This window comes from Bradyrhizobium sp. SZCCHNS30572, assembly GCF_032484415.1.
In the GTDB taxonomy this organism is placed as follows: Bacteria; Pseudomonadota; Alphaproteobacteria; order Rhizobiales; family Xanthobacteraceae; genus Bradyrhizobium.
Window position 1 is genome coordinate 646235 of sequence record NZ_JAUESY010000003.1, and the last position, 17435, is coordinate 663669.

Genomic DNA, 17435 nt, shown 5'->3' on the forward strand with positions numbered 1-17435 from the left:
CTCGATGGTCGCCAATACCTTCTCGACGTTGCGCAGCAGTTCGAGCGACGGCGGCAGCATCGAGATCTGCTCGCGCCTGACGAGCTGCTTCACCCACCAGAGCGGGTCATGCGCCCGATCGAGATCCGCCAGCGGCTTGCCGACGCCGGCAGATTGTCGAATGCGCCATGGTCCTGGGCAGATGCGGATCTGCACCTCGACCCAGGACTCGCAGCTCGCGGTCAGTGGCTTACGCTCCGTCATGCCCGGCCGGACCTTTTTTGTCGCATCGACGGCACGAGGCCATCACCGGCCGAGATCGGCGGCAAAAATAGTGGTTGCTGTTTTTCAGAAATTATGCTTATATCCGGTATCCCGCCTCGAGCAGAGGGACGTACGCGTCGTCACGAACGTGGAGGCGGGCTGCGATGGACGTGACGGCTGCGCCTGACGAGCGCGGGCGTTACGGACGGCGAAGTCGTGTGGTCCTGGCCTCTCGACGCTGAGGTCTGCGCAACGCGCCAAAGGCGCGTTGTCGCAAAATGGGGGCAAGAACGCCGATCCCCAGGGAGAGCACGAAGGACACCGTTAAAACCGATCGCGCGGGGAAGGCCGGGTCTGTCCGGCTGTACCTGTGGTACCTGCCGCCTGCATTCTTTTGAGCAGGCGGGCCACGGGCCTCAGCCGAGGTCCGGCCTTCCTCGCGCCCTCTCGTTGTTCAGAGGGACACGAATGCTGCATCACCCGGGCACGACGTGCCGCGGGATGAAAGATGCTTATCAGTTCGCCTCCGTGATGAGGCCGAAGGTGTCGACATCTACTCAACTGTCGTCCCGGACAAGCGCGCAACGCGCGCGCCGATCCGGGATCCATAACCCCAGGGAGATGTGCGAGGCACGATGGTCGACCATTCTCGCCCAGCCACATCCGCCGCGGCGTATGGATCCAGGGTCGGCGTCGGCCAACGCTCCGCGTTGTCGGACTTGCCCGGGACGACATCGAATGCTTGGCGCGTTTTGGACTTCATCACCAGCAATGTGAGTTTTGCAGCGCTGCTCCGATCCATGTATTCAGCAGCCGCGCAACACGGAGGAAATGCACATGACCAAGACCGCCACCGAGATCGAGGACGACCGTCAGATCCGCGAACTGTTGCAGAACTGGGCGATCTGGCGCGATGCCGGTGATTGGGAGCGTTTCCGCACGGTGTGGCATCCGGATGGGCGGATGATGGCGACGTGGACGCAGGGCACCGGTGACGAGTTCATCGAGATCAGCAAGGCGGCCTGGGCCAAGGGTGTCAACATCCTGCACTTTCTCGGCGGCATCTCGGTCGATCTCGCCGGCCATCGCGCGATCTCCCAGACCAAGATGACGATCTCACAGCGGGCCGAGGTCGAAGGCGTCGTGTGCGACGTGCTCTGCACCGGCCGCTTCTACGACTTCCTCGAGAAGCGCGCGGGCAAATGGGGCATCGTGCTGCGCCAGCCGATCTACGAGAAGGATCGCATGGACCCGGTGACGCCGGGCGCGGTGCCGGCGCTGGATCGCGCGCTGCTGGAGCAGTTTCCCGTGGGGTATCGGCATCTCGCCTATCTGCAGACGCGCATCGGCTACACGGTGAAGCGCGACATGCCCGGGCTGAAGGGGCCGGAGGTCGAAGCGCTCTATGCGTGCGGCGCCGCGTGGCTGCGGGGCGAGGGGCTGTGATCATCGGCCCCTGCGTCGCCGGTGCCGCGCTCCGAACGGAACAGCTCTCGCCGAGGGGGCTGATCCGGCGGATCTCTGGGGCCGTTACCGAGCGGGTGAGTCTTTTTCGGAGTGCCTAGCGGAATCAGCGCAAGTGCTTGAATCAGAAGGGATTGTCTGTCAGCCTTGTTCCTTGGAGCGGAACCGTCGTGCGGCTATTGTATACAGGATTGGCGGTTTTCCGCCGGGAGAAGGCGGAACTTGCGCCTCCTCCCTCGTTTGCTGTATACAATGACCAGCTAGAAGTATACCGCCACGAGGACACGCCATGGCCGCTTCTTTTCCGATGAATGCCTGGTACGCCGCGGCCTGGGACGCCGAGGTCAAGCAGGCCCTGCTGCCGCGGACGATCTGCGGCAAGCACGTCGTGATGTTCCGCAAGGCCGACGGCACCATCGCCGCGCTCGAAGATGCCTGCTGGCACCGGCTGGTGCCGCTGTCCAAGGGCCGGCTGGAAGGCGACACCGTCGTTTGCGGCTATCACGGCTTGAAATTCAGCCCGCAGGGCCGCTGCACGTTCATGCCGTCGCAGGAGACCATCAACCCCTCGGCCTGCGTACGTGCCTATCCGGCGGTCGAGCGGCATCGGTTCATCTGGCTGTGGATGGGCGATCCGGCGCTGGCCGATCCGGCTGCCATTCCCGACATGCACTGGAATCACGATCCGGCCTGGGCCGGCGATGGCAAGACCATCCACGTCAAATGCGACTACCGGCTGGTGGTCGACAATCTGATGGACCTCACGCACGAGACCTTCGTGCACGGCTCGTCGATCGGCAACGACGCGGTGGCGGAAGCGCCGTTCGACGTCACCCATGGCGAGCGCACCGCGACCGTGACGCGCTGGATGCGCGGCATCGAGCCGCCGCCGTTCTGGGCGAAGCAGCTCGGCAAGCCCGGTCTGGTGGACCGCTGGCAGATCATCCGCTTCGAAGCGCCGTGCACGGTGACGATCGACGTCGGCGTCGCACCGGCCGGCACGGGCGCGCCGGAGGGCGACCGCTCGCAGGGCGTCAACGGCATGGTGCTCAACACCATCACGCCGGAGACCGACAAGACCTGCCACTATTTCTGGGCGTTCGCCCGCAACTACCAGCTCCCCGAGCAGCGGCTGACGACGGAGATCCGCGAGGGCGTGTCGGGCATCTTCCGCGAAGACGAGCTGATCCTGGAAGCGCAGCAGCGCGCGATGGACGAGAATCCGGGACGCGTGTTCTACAACCTCAACATCGATGCAGGCGCAATGTGGGCACGGCGGATCATCGATCGGATGATCGCGCGCGAAACGCCGCTGCGTGAAGCCGCGGAGTAGAATGGAATGGCCGAGCGTGACAGCGAGCGTTCGATCTCGCAGACCGTACGTGCGCAGCTCACCTTGCGCGACCTGATCCTCACCGGCGGCTTGCGCCCCGGCGAGCGCATCTCCGAGCTGCAGGCGGTGGAGGCCGCCGGCGTCTCGCGCACGCCGGTGCGCATGGCGTTGGTGCGGCTCGAGGAGGAGGGGCTGCTCGAGGCCATTCCGTCCGGCGGCTTCATGGTGAAATCGTTCTCCGAGCGCGACGTGCTCGACTCCATCGAGGTGCGCGGCACGATGGAAGGACTGGCGGCGCGGCTCGCCGCCGAGCGCGGCGTGTCCGTGCGCGACACCGAGCCGATGCGCGAGTGCCTCGCCCAGATCGACGAGCTGATCGCGCCGGCCGAGCTCTCGTTCGACGCGTTCTCGGCCTATGTGGCGCTGAACGCGCGCTTTCATGCCCTGCTGGCCGAACTGTCGCGCAGCCCGCCGGTGATCCGCCAGGTCGACCGCGCCAGCGCGCTGCCGTTCGCCTCGCCGAGCGGCTTCGTGATGGCGCAATCGGCGCTGCCGGAGGCGCGTCACATCCTGGTGGTCGCGCAGGAGCATCACCGCATCGTCATCGATGCGATCGAGAACCGCGAGGGCGCCCGAGCCGAGAGCATCATGCGCGAGCATGCCCGGCTGGCGGCCCGCAACCTGCGGCTCGCCGTGAAGGCGCGTGGTCCGATGGACCTGGTGCCTGCGGCGGTGCTGATCAAGACGCAGATCAACGGCTGAGGAGGCGATCATGCGTTTCCAGGACAATTGGTCGCCTGCGACCCTGGTCTCGACACGCGACCTTGCGCCGGGCATCCGCGAATTCATCCTGCGGCCCGACGGCTATGTCTGCGCGCCCTATCCGGTCGGCAGCCACATCAAGGTCGGCGTCCTCGCCGCCGGCCAGCCCGATGTCCGCTCCTATTCGCTGGTCGGCGAGGCGGACCCGCGTGGCTACCGGATCGCCGTGCGCTTCGCCGAGGATTCCCGCGGCGGGTCGCGCTATCTGTGGTCGCTGCAGCCCGGCGCCCGGCTGGATGTGGCGAGCCCGACCTCGCTGCTGCAGGTCGATTGGCAGCGTCTGCATTATTGTCTGGTCGCCGGCGGCATCGGCATCACGCCGCTGGTCGGAGCAGCGCACGCGCTGCTGCGCAAGACGCCGAACGTCTCGCTGCACTATGCGGTGCGATCGCGCGGTGATGCGGCCTATGTCGATGAGCTCGCGGCGCTGCTCGGCGACCGTCTCACGGTGTATGCCGCGGACCAGTCGCAGCGGCTTGACCTGTCCGATCTTTTTTCGAGTCTGCCGTCCGGAGCAGCCGTGCTGTTCTGCGGACCGATGCGGATGCTGGATGCCGCGCGCAGCGCGTGGGCGGCGTGCGGCCGCGTGCCGGCCGATCTCAGCTATGAAACGTTCGGATCGAGCGGCCGGCTGTCGACCGAGCCGTTCAAGGTCCGGCTGCGCGACAGCGGCGAAGAGATCGTTGTGCCGCGCGACCGCTCGATGCTCGACGTGCTGAATGCCGCCGGTCACGAGGTCATGGCGGATTGCCGGCGCGGCGAGTGCGGCGTCTGCGCGGTCGATGTGGTCGAAGTCGAGGGCGAGATCGATCATCGCGACGTGTTCTTCAGCGCCGAGCAGAAGCACGACAGCCGCAAGCTCTGCGCCTGCGTTTCCCGCGCCCACGGCGTGGTCACGATCGACACGCTGGAGCGGGCCGACGCGCTGTGAGTGCGCCGCCGGCTACTTGTCGGCGAGGCTGACCGGCGTCGCCGACGGCGGCTTGCCTGAGGACTTCCGGCCGCTCTGCTGCGCTGCGACGGCGGCGCGTGCGGCCTTCAGACGTGCATCGGTCTCCTTGTCGGCCAACAGCGCGTCGGTGAGGTTCGCTTCGGCGGTGTACGCCGCCTCGGCCGCGGCCTTGGCCGCCGCGATGTTGGCTGCGGTGGGATTGGCCTTCGCCAGCGCCTCCGCCACGTCGCGGTCGGAAATGGCCTTCTCGTTGGCCGCCAGCGCCGCATCGAGATTGGCGTCGGCGACCGTCTCGGCAGCATCGGCAGCCGCCAACGTCGCCGCGGCGGGACTGAGCGGCGGTCGGGGGCGCAATGGTTTCGCTACCGCCTGCGGCTTGACGGCCTGAGCCTGGGGCGGGAGCGCGGGCCGAGAGGATGGTGGCAGTGCCGTTGGCTGCTGGATGGGAGGCGGCTGGAGCGATGGCATGGTCGGTACGAGCCCGATCGGCACCATCCGCGCAAACGAGCTGCGCGCGTCGCGCATCAGGCCGCCCATGATGTCGTCGAGCGGGTCGGCCATCGCGGTCCCGCTCGCCGCTGCGCCAGCAAGCATGCCGATCGCGGCGGCGACGTTCCTCGACGTGATGCAGACGGCCATCGGAGCCTCCCTCGCGACGAAATCGGGCCAGCCGACCCCCGGCGCTCACCGCCTGCCTTATTCCGGAAATGGGTTTGCAGGGTGGCGCCATCGTGGAGCGGTCGCGCCTGACATGCGCCGCATCTGCCACATTGGGCTTTCAGGCGAGCTCCTCGCGCACCCGCGCCGCCGCCGCGCACATCGCCTTCAATTTCCCGAAAGCGGTCGCACGCGGCAGATATTTCATGCCACAGTCCGGCGCCACGACCAGCCGCTCCGGCGCCACCACTTTGAGGCCGTTGCGGATGCGCTCGGCGACGACCGCGACCGGCTCGACCTCGGGATTGCCGAGATCGAGGACGCCTAGCACGATGGTCTTGGTCGAGAGATCCCTGAGAACGCCGAGGTCGAGCCGCGGCTGCGCCGCCTCGATAGCGATCTGCGCGGCGTGGCAATCGGCAAGCTCGGCCAGGAACGCATATCCGCTCGGTTTGCTGGAGCCCGGCACGATGGCGGCATAACCGAAGCAGACGTGAACGATGGTGGGCACCGTAATATGATCCAGAGCCCGGTTGATCGCTTTGACGGCATAGCGCCGCGCCGCCTGCGGATTGTTGCGGACCCAGGGCTCGTCGAGCTGGATGACGTCGGCGCCGGCGCGTTGCAGGTCGCGGGCCTCGGCATTGACGACCTCGGCGAAAGCCATGGCGAGTGCCTCGTCGTCGCCGTAGAAATCGTCCTGGGCCTGCTGGCTCAATGTGAACGGCCCGGGCAGCGTGATCTTGGCGGCACGCTTGGTGTTATGGCGGAGGAACTCCATGTCGCGCAGCTCGACCGGGTGCGTCCGCGTGATCGGACCGGCGACGCGCGGCACTGGCGTCTTGATCCCGGACGGCGAGATGATGATGGCGGGATTGTCGGCATCGACGCCGTCGAGCGCGGTCGCGAACCGGTTGGAGTAGCTTTCGCGCCGGATCTCGCCATCCGATACGATGTCGATCCCCGCCTGTTCCATGTCGTGGATCGCGACGATGGTCGCATCGTCCTGAGCGTCGTCGAGCAGCGGCCGGGGAATGCGCCACATGCCCTGCATGCGAATGCGGGGAACGGACTTCGAGAGCATTGCGCGATCAACCAGCCAATCCGGCTGCGGGTAGCTTCCGACCACGGTGGTCGGCAGGAGATGTCGAGGCATATTCACGCAGTGGCCCTCCCGCGGGTCCGACTCAACCCCTGATATGACGGCAGACGGTCATCTCGGCGCCAGAATACAACCTAGCGTTTTGTTCGTCTTCGGATCGTCATGGAAATAGTTCGTATTTTCTGCAGTTTATCAGTTCATCCTTCGTCACGAGGCGGCATCACCGATGCAACACATCCTGATCCTCAACTCCGGCTCATCCTCGATCAAGTTCGCCTTGTTCGAGGAAGATGCCGACCTTGTGGAGACCGTGTATGGCCAGATCGAAGGGCTTGGCAGTGCCGCGCCGCATCTCGAAGCGAAGCTGAGGGGCGCTCCGCTGGCCGATGAACGCCTCGATGCAGCGAGCGCCACCGATCACGAGGCAGCTCTCGGCGTCGTGCTCGAGGTACTGCAGCGCGCCATCGGGCGCACCGAAGTCGACGCCGTCGGTCATCGCGTCGTCCATGGCGGGCTCGCTTTCACGCAGCCGATCGTCGTCAATGACGATGTTCTGAATGATCTGCAGAAGCTCATTCCGCTGGCGCCGTTGCACCAGCCTCACAATCTCTCCGGTATCCGCGCCGCCCATCGCGCCTTTCCTAGCGCCGTGCAGGTCGCATGTTTCGACACGGCGTTCCATCGTTCGCACCCCTGGGTCAATGATACCTATGCCTTGCCGCGTGAGTTCTACGACCAAGGCATCCGCCGCTACGGCTTTCACGGCCTATCCTATGAATACGTCGTTTCGCGATTGAAGGAGATCGCTCCGCTCGACGAGAAGGGCCGGGTGGTCGTGATGCATCTCGGCAACGGTGCCTCGATGTGTGCGATCCGGGATGGGCAGAGTATCGGTTCGTCGATGGGCTTCACGGCACTCGACGGCCTGCCGATGGGCACGCGCTGCGGTCAGCTCGACCCTGGCGTCGTTCTCTATCTGCTTCAGGAGAAGCGCATGACGGCTGCGGCGGTCACCGATCTCCTCTACAATCATTCGGGCCTGAAGGGATTGTCGGGATTGTCGCAGGACATGCGCGAATTGGAGGCCGCCGGCACGCCGGAGGCGCGGCAGGCGATCGACTACTTCGTCGACCGCATCAGGCGCGAGCTCGGCGCCATGGCCGCGGTCCTCTCGGGCATCGACGCGGTCGTGTTCTGCGGCGGTATCGGCGAGCATGCATGGCACATTCGCCAGCGCGTCTGCCAAGGCTTCGAATGGCTCGGGATCGCGCTGGACGAGGACCGCAATCGTGCGAACCATTCGTTGATATCTTCGGATCGATCGCAGGTGCGCGTGCGCGTGGTCCACACCAATGAGGAAATGATGATCGCGCGGCACGCCGCGCGCCTGTTGAGGCCGCAATGACTGAGATGGCCGACCAGACCTGCTGATTTGCCGCTTGCATGTCCTTGCGTTTTGGTATCATCGAGGATGAAAGAACAACAAGGCCGGTGGGGAAGCGATGGAAGGCAGCGTGGTGTTGCGTGAGGCGGACATCGAGTTCGACTACGTCGTGGTCGGTGCCGGCTCGGCCGGCTGCGTTCTCGCCAACAGGCTCAGCAGCGACGGCAAGCACACGGTGCTGCTGCTCGAGGCCGGTCCAAAGGACACCAACATCTGGATCCACGTCCCGCTCGGCTACGGCAAGCTGTTCAAGGAAAAGACCGTCAACTGGATGTACCAGACCGAGCCGGAGCCCGGACTCGACGGCCGCTCCGTGTTCCAGCCGCGCGGCAAGGTGCTCGGTGGCTCCAGCTCGATCAACGGCCTGCTCTACGTGCGCGGCCAGCACGAGGATTACGACCGCTGGCGCCAGCGCGGCAATGTCGGCTGGGGCTATGACGACGTGCTGTCCTATTTCAAGCGGGCGGAAAATCAGTCCCGCGGCGCCGACGACTACCACGGCGTCGACGGCCCGCTGCCAGTGTCCGACTGGCGGCACGAGGACCCGTTGTCTGAAGCCTTCGTGAAAGCGGCGGTCGAGGCCGGGTTGCCCTTCAATGGCGACTTCAATGGTGCGAGCCAGGAGGGGGCGGGGTTCTTCCAGACGACGACCCGTCGCGGCCGCCGCGCCAGCAGCGCGGCCTCTTACCTGCGGCCGGCGCTCGGCCGCAGCAACCTCCACGTCGAGACCGACGCGCTGGCCCAGCGGATTTTGTTCGAGGGGCGCCGGGCCCGCGGCGTCACGTTCAGCCAGCGCGGCCGAATGCGGACGGCCCGCGCTCGCAAGGAGATTCTGGTGTCGAGCGGCGCCTACAACTCGCCGCAACTGCTGCAGCTGTCCGGGGTCGGTCCGGCCGAGTTGCTGAAGCAGCACGGCCTCGACGTGGTCCTCGATGCGCCCGGTGTCGGAAGTGACCTGCAGGACCATCTGCAGGTGCGCATCGTGATGCGCTGCAGCCAGCGCATCACACTGAACGACATCGTCAACAATCCGGTGCGCAAGGTGCTGGCTGGCGTACGCTATGCGGCCTTCCGCAACGGTCCGCTGACGATCGCTGCGGGTACGGCCGGCGCGTTCTTCAAGACCGATCCGCGGCTCGTGAGCCCGGACATCCAGATCCACTTCATCCCGTTCTCGACCGACAAGATGGGCGAGAAGTTGCACACCTTCTCCGGCTTCACCGCCTCGGTCTGCCAGCTCAGGCCCGAAAGCCGCGGTTCGCTGCGGATCAGGAGCGCGGATCCGACGGTGCCGCCGGAAATCCGCATCAATTATCTCGCCAGTGAAACCGACCGGCGGGCCAACATCGAGGGCCTCAGGATCCTGCGGAAAATCCTGGCGGCACCGGCGCTGAAGCCGTATGTCTCGGATGAAGCCTATCCCGGGTCCAAGATCGTGAGCGATGACGACATCCTGGCCTATTGCCGGCAGACCGGCAGCACGATCTACCATCCGACCTCGACCTGCCGGATGGGGACCGATGCTGCCGCCGTGGTCGATCAACGCCTGCGGGTGCGCGGCGTCGACGGCCTGCGCGTGGTCGATGCCTCGATCATGCCGGATCTGGTTTCGGGCAACACCAACGCGCCGGTCATCATGATCGCGGAGAAGGCCTCCGACATGATCTTGCAGGACGCGCGCTGACGCAGGAATGAGTTCGTGACACGTTTCCGGATCGGCACCCGCAAGAGCACGATGGCCTTGGCGCAGACGGAGGAGATCGCCCGTCGGCTGCAGGCGGCGATTCCGTCGCTCGACATCGAGATCGTCAAGTTCGAGACGACGGGCGATTCCGACCAGACCAGCAAGCTGCTCACCCACGGCGGCAAGGGTGGCGCGTTCGTGGCCGAGATCCGCCGTGCCATGCTGGACGGCCGGCTGCATGCAGCGATGCACTCGCTGAAGGACATGCCGGGCAATGAGGAGACGCCCGGTCTGGTGGTTGCCGCGCTGCTGTCGCGCGATCCGCCGGGCGACGTGCTGGTGCTGCGGCGCGGGCTGTCGCTGGACCAATTCCGCAACGATGGCGGCCGGGGCTTCAAGATCGGCACCAACGCCGTGCGCCGGGCCGCCTATGCGCGGCGGCTGTTTCCGCACGCCGAGCTGATCCATTTCCGCGGCGCGGCCGACACCCGCATCCGCAAGCTCGACAATGGCGAGCTGCAGCGGCTGCCGGATGGCGGCGCCGTGGGACCGGCCGATGCGCTGATCATGGCGCGCTCCGGGCTGGAGCGGGTCGGTCTTTCTGATCGCGCCTCGTACGACTTCCCGGTCGCCGACATGCTGCCGGCGGTCGGGCAGGGCATCGTCGCCGTCGAGTGCCCTGCCTCCGATTGGGAGACGCGGCGCATCCTGGCGACGATCGACGATGCAGCGGCGCGGACCTGCGCCGACGCCGAGCGCGAGGTGCTGTGGGTGCTCAACGGCCACTGCAACTCGCCGATCGCAGGATTTTCGACCATCGACGGCGAACAGCTGACGCTGACCGCCTCGGTGCTCGACGAGGACGGCGGCCGCTTCATTGAAGCACAGCGCTCGGCGCCGGCGGATCGTCCGCGCGAGCTCGGCCGGGCGGTCGGGCTCGAGCTGCTCGCCAACGGCGCGGCCGAGCTGATCGAGCGCAGCCGGCCGCGCTAGCAAGTCATCCCTTGTAGGCGCGCACCCGCGCCAGCATCTGCTCCACATGGGCGATCGGCGTCTCCGGCAGGATGCCGTGGCCGAGGTTGAAGATGTGCCGTCCACCGGAATAGCTCGCCAGCACGTCATCGACCGCCTGGTCGAGCGCCGCGCCCCCAGTGAGCAGCGCCAGCGGATCGAGATTGCCCTGCACCGCGACCTTGCTCTGCACCCGCTCGCGCACGAGGCCCGGCTCCGCCGTCCAGTCGATGCTGACGGCATCGATTCCGGTCTCGGCGACGTAGCCCGGCAGCAATGCACCGGCGCCGCGCGGAAAGCCGATGATCTTCGCATCCGGCCGCGCCTTGCGCACGCCCTCGACGATGCGTCGCGTCGGCGCGACGGACCAGCGCGCGAACTCGCGCGGCGACAGCACCCCGGCCCAGGTGTCGAAGATCTGCAGCGCGTCGGCTCCGGCCTCCAGCTGCTTCAAGAGATAGCCGATCGAGCTGTCGACCAGCGCGTCGATGATCGTGCCGAACGCCTCGGGATGGCGATAGGCCAGCAGCCGCGCCGGTGCCTGGTCGGGCGTGCCTTGGCCCGCGACCATGTAGGTCGCGACCGTCCACGGGGCGCCGCAAAAGCCGATCAGGGCGGTGCTCGGTGGCAGCTCGGCCCGCACCCGGCGCAGCGCCTCGAACACCGCTTGCAGCTTCGACAAATCTGCCTTCGCCGACAGCGTCGCGATCTTCTCCGGCGTATCGAGCGGGTCGAGCCGCGGGCCCTCGCCGACCTCGAAGCGGACGCCGCGGCCGAGCGCATGCGGGATCACCAGAATGTCGGAAAAGATGATCGCCGCATCGAAGCCGAAGCGCCGGATCGGCTGCAGCGTCACTTCAGCCGCGAGCTCGGGATTGAAGCAGAGGTCGAGAAAGCCGCCGGCCTTGGCGCGGACCTCGCGGTACTCCGGCAAATAGCGGCCGGCCTGCCGCATCATCCACACCGGAGGCACGCTCTGGCGCCGACCGGCCAGCACGTCGATGAAAGGCTTGTTCACGGCAGTCTCACTCACGCTCGGGCTCCGCAACCTTCGGGAACAGTTTACCGTCCGTGATACATGCCCACGCGGTTCCGGCCAAGGTCATATCGGCTCGGGAGTCGCCGGAGATGCGATCGTCCCCACAGTTGCGGGACGTCACATCGAGGGGAACACGTCCGTCGCCCCTGCGTTGTCGTTCCACAGGGAGATCGATCATGGCTGAGAAATTCAATCCCGCGCCGCACGACAAGCACGCGGTCGATCCGCGCGAAGCTGCGCGTCTCGACCGTGCGACTGCAACGCAGCTCGACAAGGGACTGATGGACACGTTTCCGGCATCGGATCCGGTGAGCCTGCAGCAGCCCTCGACGACCCGCGTGAAGGGCGATGACGTTAACCTGGACCATTCGCCATCGCTTTGGGAAAAGGTGCGATCGGTGTTCGTTCGCTGAACTAACAGGCTAAACGCCCGCCTCGAGCGTGGCGCCGCCGTTGTTTGTCCGTAGTAGTACGGGAGCGGCCGTAGTCTTACGGGTCGGTGCGGACGCCCTCGGACCAATCGCATTTCAGAGTTAAATAAGATGTCCATGGGACTCTCGCGGCGTCCGGAGAGTCCCGCGGAATGGACATTGGTGCGACCAGAGTTGATCGAAGCCGCCTGCCAATGTGGGCGGCTGGCGTGCTTGCGCTCGTGTCGGTCACGATTCTCGCTTACAGCGTATGGGGCGAATGGACTTCCCGACAGGCGGAGGTACGCAATGCCGAAACCGATCTCGGCAACCTCGCTCACTCGCTCACCCAGCACGTCGAGGATACCTTCGAGCTTGCGGATTCGCTGTTGCGCGGCGTCGTCGCCGCGCTCGAGACCGATGACGGCAAGCCCGGTGCGATCGCCCGACTGCAGACGATTCTGAAGACGAGGAAGGCCAATCTCGGCCGCATCCGGGGCATCTTCGCCTATGGCGAAAACGGCGACTGGCTTGCCACCACCGAGGACGTCACGCTCACCAACTACAACAATGCCGATCGCGACTACTTCGCACACCACAGGATTTCGGCCGATCGCTCCCTGCTGATCGGTCGTCCGGTGCAGAGCAGGGCCGGCGGTCAATGGGTCATCACCCTGTCGCGGCGCTGGAATCACGCGGATGGCCGGTTCGGCGGCGTCGTGCTGGCAACCATCGACGTTGCCTATTTTGCTCAGTTCTACCGTCAGTTTGCCGTCGGTCGTCAGGGCACGATCAGCCTGATGAGCCGTGACGGAGCCGTCCTCGCCGACAATGCGGAACCGGACCCGCGGACGCTTGGGCGCCCCATACCTGAAGCGATACCCTATCATCCGGCGTCGGGGCCGTTGCATTTCCGGCGGCTCGGCGAACCGTCCGAACGCATCGGGTTCTATCAGCACGCGCAGCGCTATCCGTTCCTCATTCTCGTGACGCGCACCGAGGCGGAGGTCCTGGCGGAATGGACGCGTGACGCGCTGGTCCGGCTGACGGTGCTGGTCTGTCTGGTTGCGCTGGTCATCGCGATCGGCATCTTCCTCGCGAAGCAGTTGCTGCAGCGGCAGCAGCTCGCCGCGGCGCTGGCGGCAAAGGAGGAGAACTTCAGGTTGCTCGCCGAAGGCTCCAGCGACATCGTGACGCGGATCGAGCTGGACGACTGCATCGGCTACGTTTCGCCGTCGACCATGCGCGTGCTGGGCTGGCACCCGTCGCAGCTCCTGGGCAAGCGCGCGCTGTCCGGTGTGCATCCGCTCGATCGCCCGCAACTGCAGGAGATCCTCGATCAGCTCAGGAGGGGCGCCGTCGACGAGGCGCGCGCCACCTATCGCATGCGTCGCCGCGACAAATCTGAGATCTGGGTCGAGACCACGATCCGCGCCACCCGTCAGCCGGATGGCGCGCTCGACGGCTTCGTCGCCGTCACCCGCGACGTGACGCAGCAGAAGACGCTGCAGGGCCGGCTCGAGACGCTGGCCATCGAGGACGGCCTCACCGGGCTCGCCAACCGCCGCCGGTTCGACGAGCGGCTGCTGGAGGAGTGGGGCAGGGCCTACCGCGACAAGACTTCGCTGGCGCTGCTGATGATCGACATCGACCACTTCAAGGCCTTCAACGACGCCTATGGCCACCCGGCCGGCGACGAATGCCTGCACACCGTGGCCGGCATTCTGGCCGACGAGGCGCAGCGCAGCTCGGATCTGGCGGCCCGCTACGGCGGCGAGGAGTTCGCCGTCCTGCTGCCGAACACCGATGCCGGGGGCTGCGCCAGGCTCGGCGAGCGGATCAGGCGGGCACTGCACGAGGCCCGCATCGTCCACGATCACAACCCGGTGGGCATCGTCACCGCCAGCATCGGCGGCGCGGTGTGCCGGCCGGGCTTCGAGCGCTCCGCCGGCCCGGCCTCGCTGATCGAGGCGGCCGACCGCGCGCTCTATGCCGCCAAGGACGCCGGCCGCGACCGTCTGATCATGGCCGGCGAGGTGATCGATCTGCCCGCCGGCAAGGCGCCGGCGACCGTCCCGGCCTGAGATCGCCGCCCGCTCAGTAGTGCGGCGGAGGCTCATTGCGCGGCCCCTCGGCGTTGCCTTGCGCGTCCTCAAGCCGCTCGACCAGCAGGGCGATCCGCCGCTTCAGCGCGTCGATCTCGCGCCACTGCGCAGTGATGGTCTGGTTCAGCGTCTCGATCGTGTCGTCCTGGAAGGTGAGGCGCATCTCCAGCGTGTCGATCCGCTCAGCGAGCTCCGCGTTGGATGGCTCAGAACTGCTCATCGCGTGCGCCCTCCGGAACGGCCTTGATGGTGGCCTTGCTGTGCTCCCGCAGCCCGTGACCGAGCGCCACCCGGTCGTCGAACACGAAACAGCCGCCGCGCCAGCGGCTCTCGGATTCCGGGATCTCCTCGAGATACTTCAGGATGCCCCCCTTGAGGTGGTAGACCTCGGAAAAGCCGCGCGCCAGCAGCAGCGCGCTCGCCTTCTCGCAGCGGATGCCGCCGGTGCAGAACATCGCGATCCGCTTGTGCTTGGCAGGATCGAGTGCGCGTTCTGCAAAATCCTTGAACTGCCCGAAGCTCTGCAGGCCTGGATCGACCGCGCCTTCGAACGTCCCCATCGCCACCTCGAACGCATTCCGGGTGTCGAGCACGATGGTATCCGGCGCGGCGATCAGCGCGTTCCAATCGGCGGGATTGACATAGGTCCCGACCTGCCGGGTCGGATCGGCGGCGGGATCGCCGAGCGTCACGATCTCCCGCTTCAGCCGCACCTTGAGGCGCCGGAACGGCATGGCCGTGGCGCGCGAGTATTTCAGCTCCAGATTGTCCAGCCGGCCGGCGAACAGCGTTCCGTCGCGAAACGCGCCTACCAGGGCGGCAATTGCCGGCTCGGTCCCCGCCACGGTGCCGTTGATGCCCTCCTCGGCCAGCAGGACGCTGCCCCTGATGCCGCGCTCGGCGCAAAAGGCGTGGAGCGGCGCGCGCAGGTCGCGAAAATCCGGCAGGGTGACGAACTGATAGAAGGCGGCGACGGCGAGGGGCATGCGGCCGTTTACCAGCAGAGCTGACCATAGAAAAGCTGGTATCCCCGGGCATTGCCGAGCCTGGAAGGAATGTGCGATGTAGCCGGCCAGCACTGGTATTCCAACCACCACACGATCACGCAGCGAGCAACGATGAGAAGCTTCCACTTCCCAGGCAGGTCGACGGTCCACGCCCAGAACGGAATGATCGCGACATCGCACCCGCAGGCGGCGCTGGCCGGGATCGAGGTGCTGCGGGCCGGGGGCACCGCGGCCGACGCCGCGGTGGCAGCCTGCGCCCTGCTCGGCGTGATCGAGCCGCAATCGACCGGCATCGGCGGCGACTGCTTCGCCTTGGTACAGCCCAGGGGCGAAAGCCGGATCATGGCCTATAACGGCTCGGGTCGGGCGCCCGCCGCCGCGACCGTGGACTGGTACCTCGAGCGCAAGATCCATTCGGTCCCCCTGACCTCGGCCCATGCGGTGTCCGTCCCCGGCGCGATCGATGCCTGGGACCGCATCCTGCGCGACCACGGCCGGCTCGGGCTCGACCGGCTGCTGCAGCCCGCGATCCGCGCCGCGGAGGACGGCTATGTGGTGGCGCCGCGTGTCGCGTTCGACTGGAACAACCAGTTCGAGAAGCTCAAGAACGGCACCAACACCGCGCGCTACTTTCTGCCGCATGGCAAGGCGGCAGCGGTCGGTGACGTGATCCGCCAGCCGGAGCTGGCGCAGACCCTGCGCGTCATCGCCAAGGAGGGGGCGAAGGGCTTCTACACCGGTGCCGTCGCCGAGGACATGGTGCAGACCCTGCGCGGCATCGGCGGCCTGCACACCTTGGAGGATTTCGCCAACCACCAGACCGAGGTGACCTCGCCGATCGGCACCACCTACAAGGATTACGACGTCTGGCAGTGCCCGCCCAACGGTCCGGGCATCACCATGCTGGTGATGCTCAACATCCTCTCGCGCTTCGACCTCACGCGCATCGATCCGCTCAGCGTCGAGCGCTTCCACCTCGAGGCCGAGGCCGCCCGTATCGCCTACATGATGCGCGAGCAGCACATCGGCGATCCCGCGCACATGACGACCGAGGTCGCGAGCATCCTCGCCAAGGAGTTCGCCGACGAGTACATCTCGCAGATCAGCCTCGACAAGCTGCTCGACCTGCCGAACGTCGCGCCGCCGATGAATCCGGAGACCGTCTACATCACGGTCGTCGACCGCGACCGCAACGTCTGCTCCTTCATCAACTCGATCGCGCATTCGTTCGGCTCGGCGATCGTCTCCAACGAGACCGGCGTGCTTCTGCAGAACCGCGCCGGCGGCTTCCGCATCCAGCCGGGCCATCCGAACTGCATCGGCCCGGGCAAGCGTCCGCTGCACACGATCATTCCGGCGCTCGCCACCAAGGCGGGCCGCGCCCAGATGTCGTTCGGCGTCATGGGCGGCCAGTATCAGCCGGTCGGCCAGACCCACGTTCTGACCAACATCCTCGACTACGGCTGCGACGTGCAGGAAGCGATCGATATGGCCAGGGGTCTGCATTACGAGGGCGTCTATCAGCTCGAGGACGGCGTGCCGGCCGAGGTGGTCGAGGGCTTGCAGAAGATCGGCCACAAGACCACCAAGGTGGTGTCGCCGCTCGGCGGCGGTCAGGCGATCTGGATCGACTGGGACAAGGGCACGCTCACCGGCGGCTCCGACCCGCGCAAGGACGGCTGCGCGCTGGGGTATTGAGGCGGCGCCATTCGTCATCGCGAGCGCAGCGACGCGATCCAGAGCCGTGGCTGTCACTCTGGATTGCTTCGTCGCTTCGCTCCTCGCAATGACGATGGTGGCTACGCAAGCTGCATCCACACACCACTGTCGTCCCGGCCTTGCGCCGGGACCCATGACCCCAGGCAGTGGTTTGAGGCAGGCCAGCCGTTAGTTCTTCGCACGTCACGTCCGCCGCGGCGTATGGGTCCCGTATCGGCGCCGCGACACGCCGGCGCGCGTCACGGCTTGTCCGGGACGACGGCGGTGGACGGGGGCGGATACACGGCTCAAACAACGATCGACACATGGTCTCGTTCTCGCGGCACGGACGCCCGAGGTCTGCGATCAGTTCGTCCCTCTCGAAAGGCAGAGGGCGCAGGGAATGCCGGGTGAAGGCCTCACCCATGGCCCGCCTGCGAAAAAAATGCAGGCGGCAGGTACCA

General features: G+C 66.5%; 15 protein-coding genes and 1 pseudogene. 10 read left to right on the plus strand and 6 right to left on the minus strand.

What is annotated here, in order from left to right:
- Positions 1-18 precede the first annotated feature (18 nt).
- Positions 19-243 (minus strand): annotated as a pseudogene (locus tag QX048_RS35245) (DnaJ family domain-containing protein); the annotation flags it as partial.
- A gap of 837 nt (positions 244-1080) precedes the next feature.
- On the opposite strand from QX048_RS35245, the gene QX048_RS11205 reads away from it, so the two are divergent.
- From QX048_RS11205 to QX048_RS11220, 4 genes are all read left to right on the plus strand, one after another.
- On the plus strand, positions 1081-1689 hold the full coding sequence (locus tag QX048_RS11205; RefSeq protein ID WP_315718238.1) for a nuclear transport factor 2 family protein: 609 nt from the start codon (positions 1081-1083) through the stop codon (positions 1687-1689).
- Positions 1690-1996: 307 nt separating this feature from the next.
- Positions 1997-3040: an aromatic ring-hydroxylating dioxygenase subunit alpha gene (locus QX048_RS11210; protein WP_315750350.1), complete on the plus strand. Its 1044-nt coding sequence runs from the start codon at positions 1997-1999 to the stop codon at positions 3038-3040.
- A gap of 6 nt (positions 3041-3046) precedes the next feature.
- Positions 3047-3802 carry a GntR family transcriptional regulator gene (locus tag QX048_RS11215; RefSeq protein WP_315718241.1) on the plus strand — a complete coding sequence of 252 codons (756 nt, stop codon included), beginning with the start codon at positions 3047-3049 and terminating at the stop codon, positions 3800-3802.
- A 10-nt stretch (positions 3803-3812) separates the two neighbouring features.
- Positions 3813-4793 (plus strand): PDR/VanB family oxidoreductase, encoded by a 981-nt coding sequence (locus QX048_RS11220; RefSeq protein ID WP_315750351.1) that lies wholly within the window; start codon positions 3813-3815, stop codon positions 4791-4793.
- Positions 4794-4805: 12 nt separating this feature from the next.
- On the opposite strand, the gene QX048_RS11225 is transcribed toward QX048_RS11220, so the two are convergent.
- Positions 4806-5453 (minus strand): hypothetical protein, encoded by a 648-nt coding sequence (locus QX048_RS11225; protein WP_315750352.1) that lies wholly within the window; start codon positions 5451-5453, stop codon positions 4806-4808.
- Between the two features lie 139 nt (positions 5454-5592).
- Positions 5593-6627 (minus strand): cobalamin-independent methionine synthase II family protein, encoded by a 1035-nt coding sequence (locus QX048_RS11230; protein WP_315750450.1) that lies wholly within the window; start codon positions 6625-6627, stop codon positions 5593-5595.
- Positions 6628-6799: 172 nt separating this feature from the next.
- Between QX048_RS11230 and QX048_RS11235 the strand changes: the two genes are divergently transcribed.
- The 3 genes from QX048_RS11235 (at position 6800) to hemC (ending at position 10694) form a co-directional block, all read left to right on the plus strand.
- The gene (locus tag QX048_RS11235; RefSeq protein ID WP_316200703.1) at positions 6800-7978 is read left to right on the plus strand and encodes an acetate/propionate family kinase; all 1179 of its coding nucleotides are present in this window, start codon (positions 6800-6802) and stop codon (positions 7976-7978) included.
- A 97-nt stretch (positions 7979-8075) separates the two neighbouring features.
- Positions 8076-9701 (plus strand): choline dehydrogenase, encoded by a 1626-nt coding sequence (locus QX048_RS11240; RefSeq protein WP_316192142.1) that lies wholly within the window; start codon positions 8076-8078, stop codon positions 9699-9701.
- 15 nt (positions 9702-9716) lie between these two features.
- The gene (gene hemC, locus QX048_RS11245) at positions 9717-10694 is read left to right on the plus strand and encodes a hydroxymethylbilane synthase (RefSeq protein WP_315750355.1); all 978 of its coding nucleotides are present in this window, start codon (positions 9717-9719) and stop codon (positions 10692-10694) included.
- A 4-nt stretch (positions 10695-10698) separates the two neighbouring features.
- On the opposite strand, the gene hemE is transcribed toward hemC, so the two are convergent.
- Positions 10699-11730, minus strand: a complete 1032-nt coding sequence (hemE, locus tag QX048_RS11250; protein ID WP_410052180.1) for a uroporphyrinogen decarboxylase — start codon at positions 11728-11730, stop codon at positions 10699-10701.
- 197 nt (positions 11731-11927) lie between these two features.
- Between hemE and QX048_RS11255 the strand changes: the two genes are divergently transcribed.
- Complete coding sequence (locus QX048_RS11255; protein ID WP_316167719.1) at positions 11928-12164, plus strand: hypothetical protein; 237 nt, start codon at positions 11928-11930, stop codon at positions 12162-12164.
- A 170-nt stretch (positions 12165-12334) separates the two neighbouring features.
- Complete coding sequence (locus QX048_RS11260) at positions 12335-14245, plus strand: diguanylate cyclase (RefSeq protein ID WP_315750357.1); 1911 nt, start codon at positions 12335-12337, stop codon at positions 14243-14245.
- A 13-nt stretch (positions 14246-14258) separates the two neighbouring features.
- On the opposite strand, the gene QX048_RS11265 is transcribed toward QX048_RS11260, so the two are convergent.
- Together QX048_RS11265 and QX048_RS11270 are read right to left on the minus strand one after the other, a co-directional pair.
- Complete coding sequence (locus QX048_RS11265) at positions 14259-14486, minus strand: SlyX family protein (protein WP_316192140.1); 228 nt, start codon at positions 14484-14486, stop codon at positions 14259-14261.
- Positions 14473-15252 (minus strand): rhodanese-related sulfurtransferase, encoded by a 780-nt coding sequence (locus QX048_RS11270; RefSeq protein WP_316192139.1) that lies wholly within the window; start codon positions 15250-15252, stop codon positions 14473-14475. The genes QX048_RS11265 and QX048_RS11270 overlap by 14 nt, the downstream gene beginning before the upstream one ends.
- A gap of 132 nt (positions 15253-15384) precedes the next feature.
- Between QX048_RS11270 and ggt the strand changes: the two genes are divergently transcribed.
- Positions 15385-16971 (plus strand): gamma-glutamyltransferase, encoded by a 1587-nt coding sequence (ggt, locus tag QX048_RS11275; protein ID WP_315718254.1) that lies wholly within the window; start codon positions 15385-15387, stop codon positions 16969-16971.
- The last annotated feature ends 464 nt before the right edge of the window (positions 16972-17435 follow it).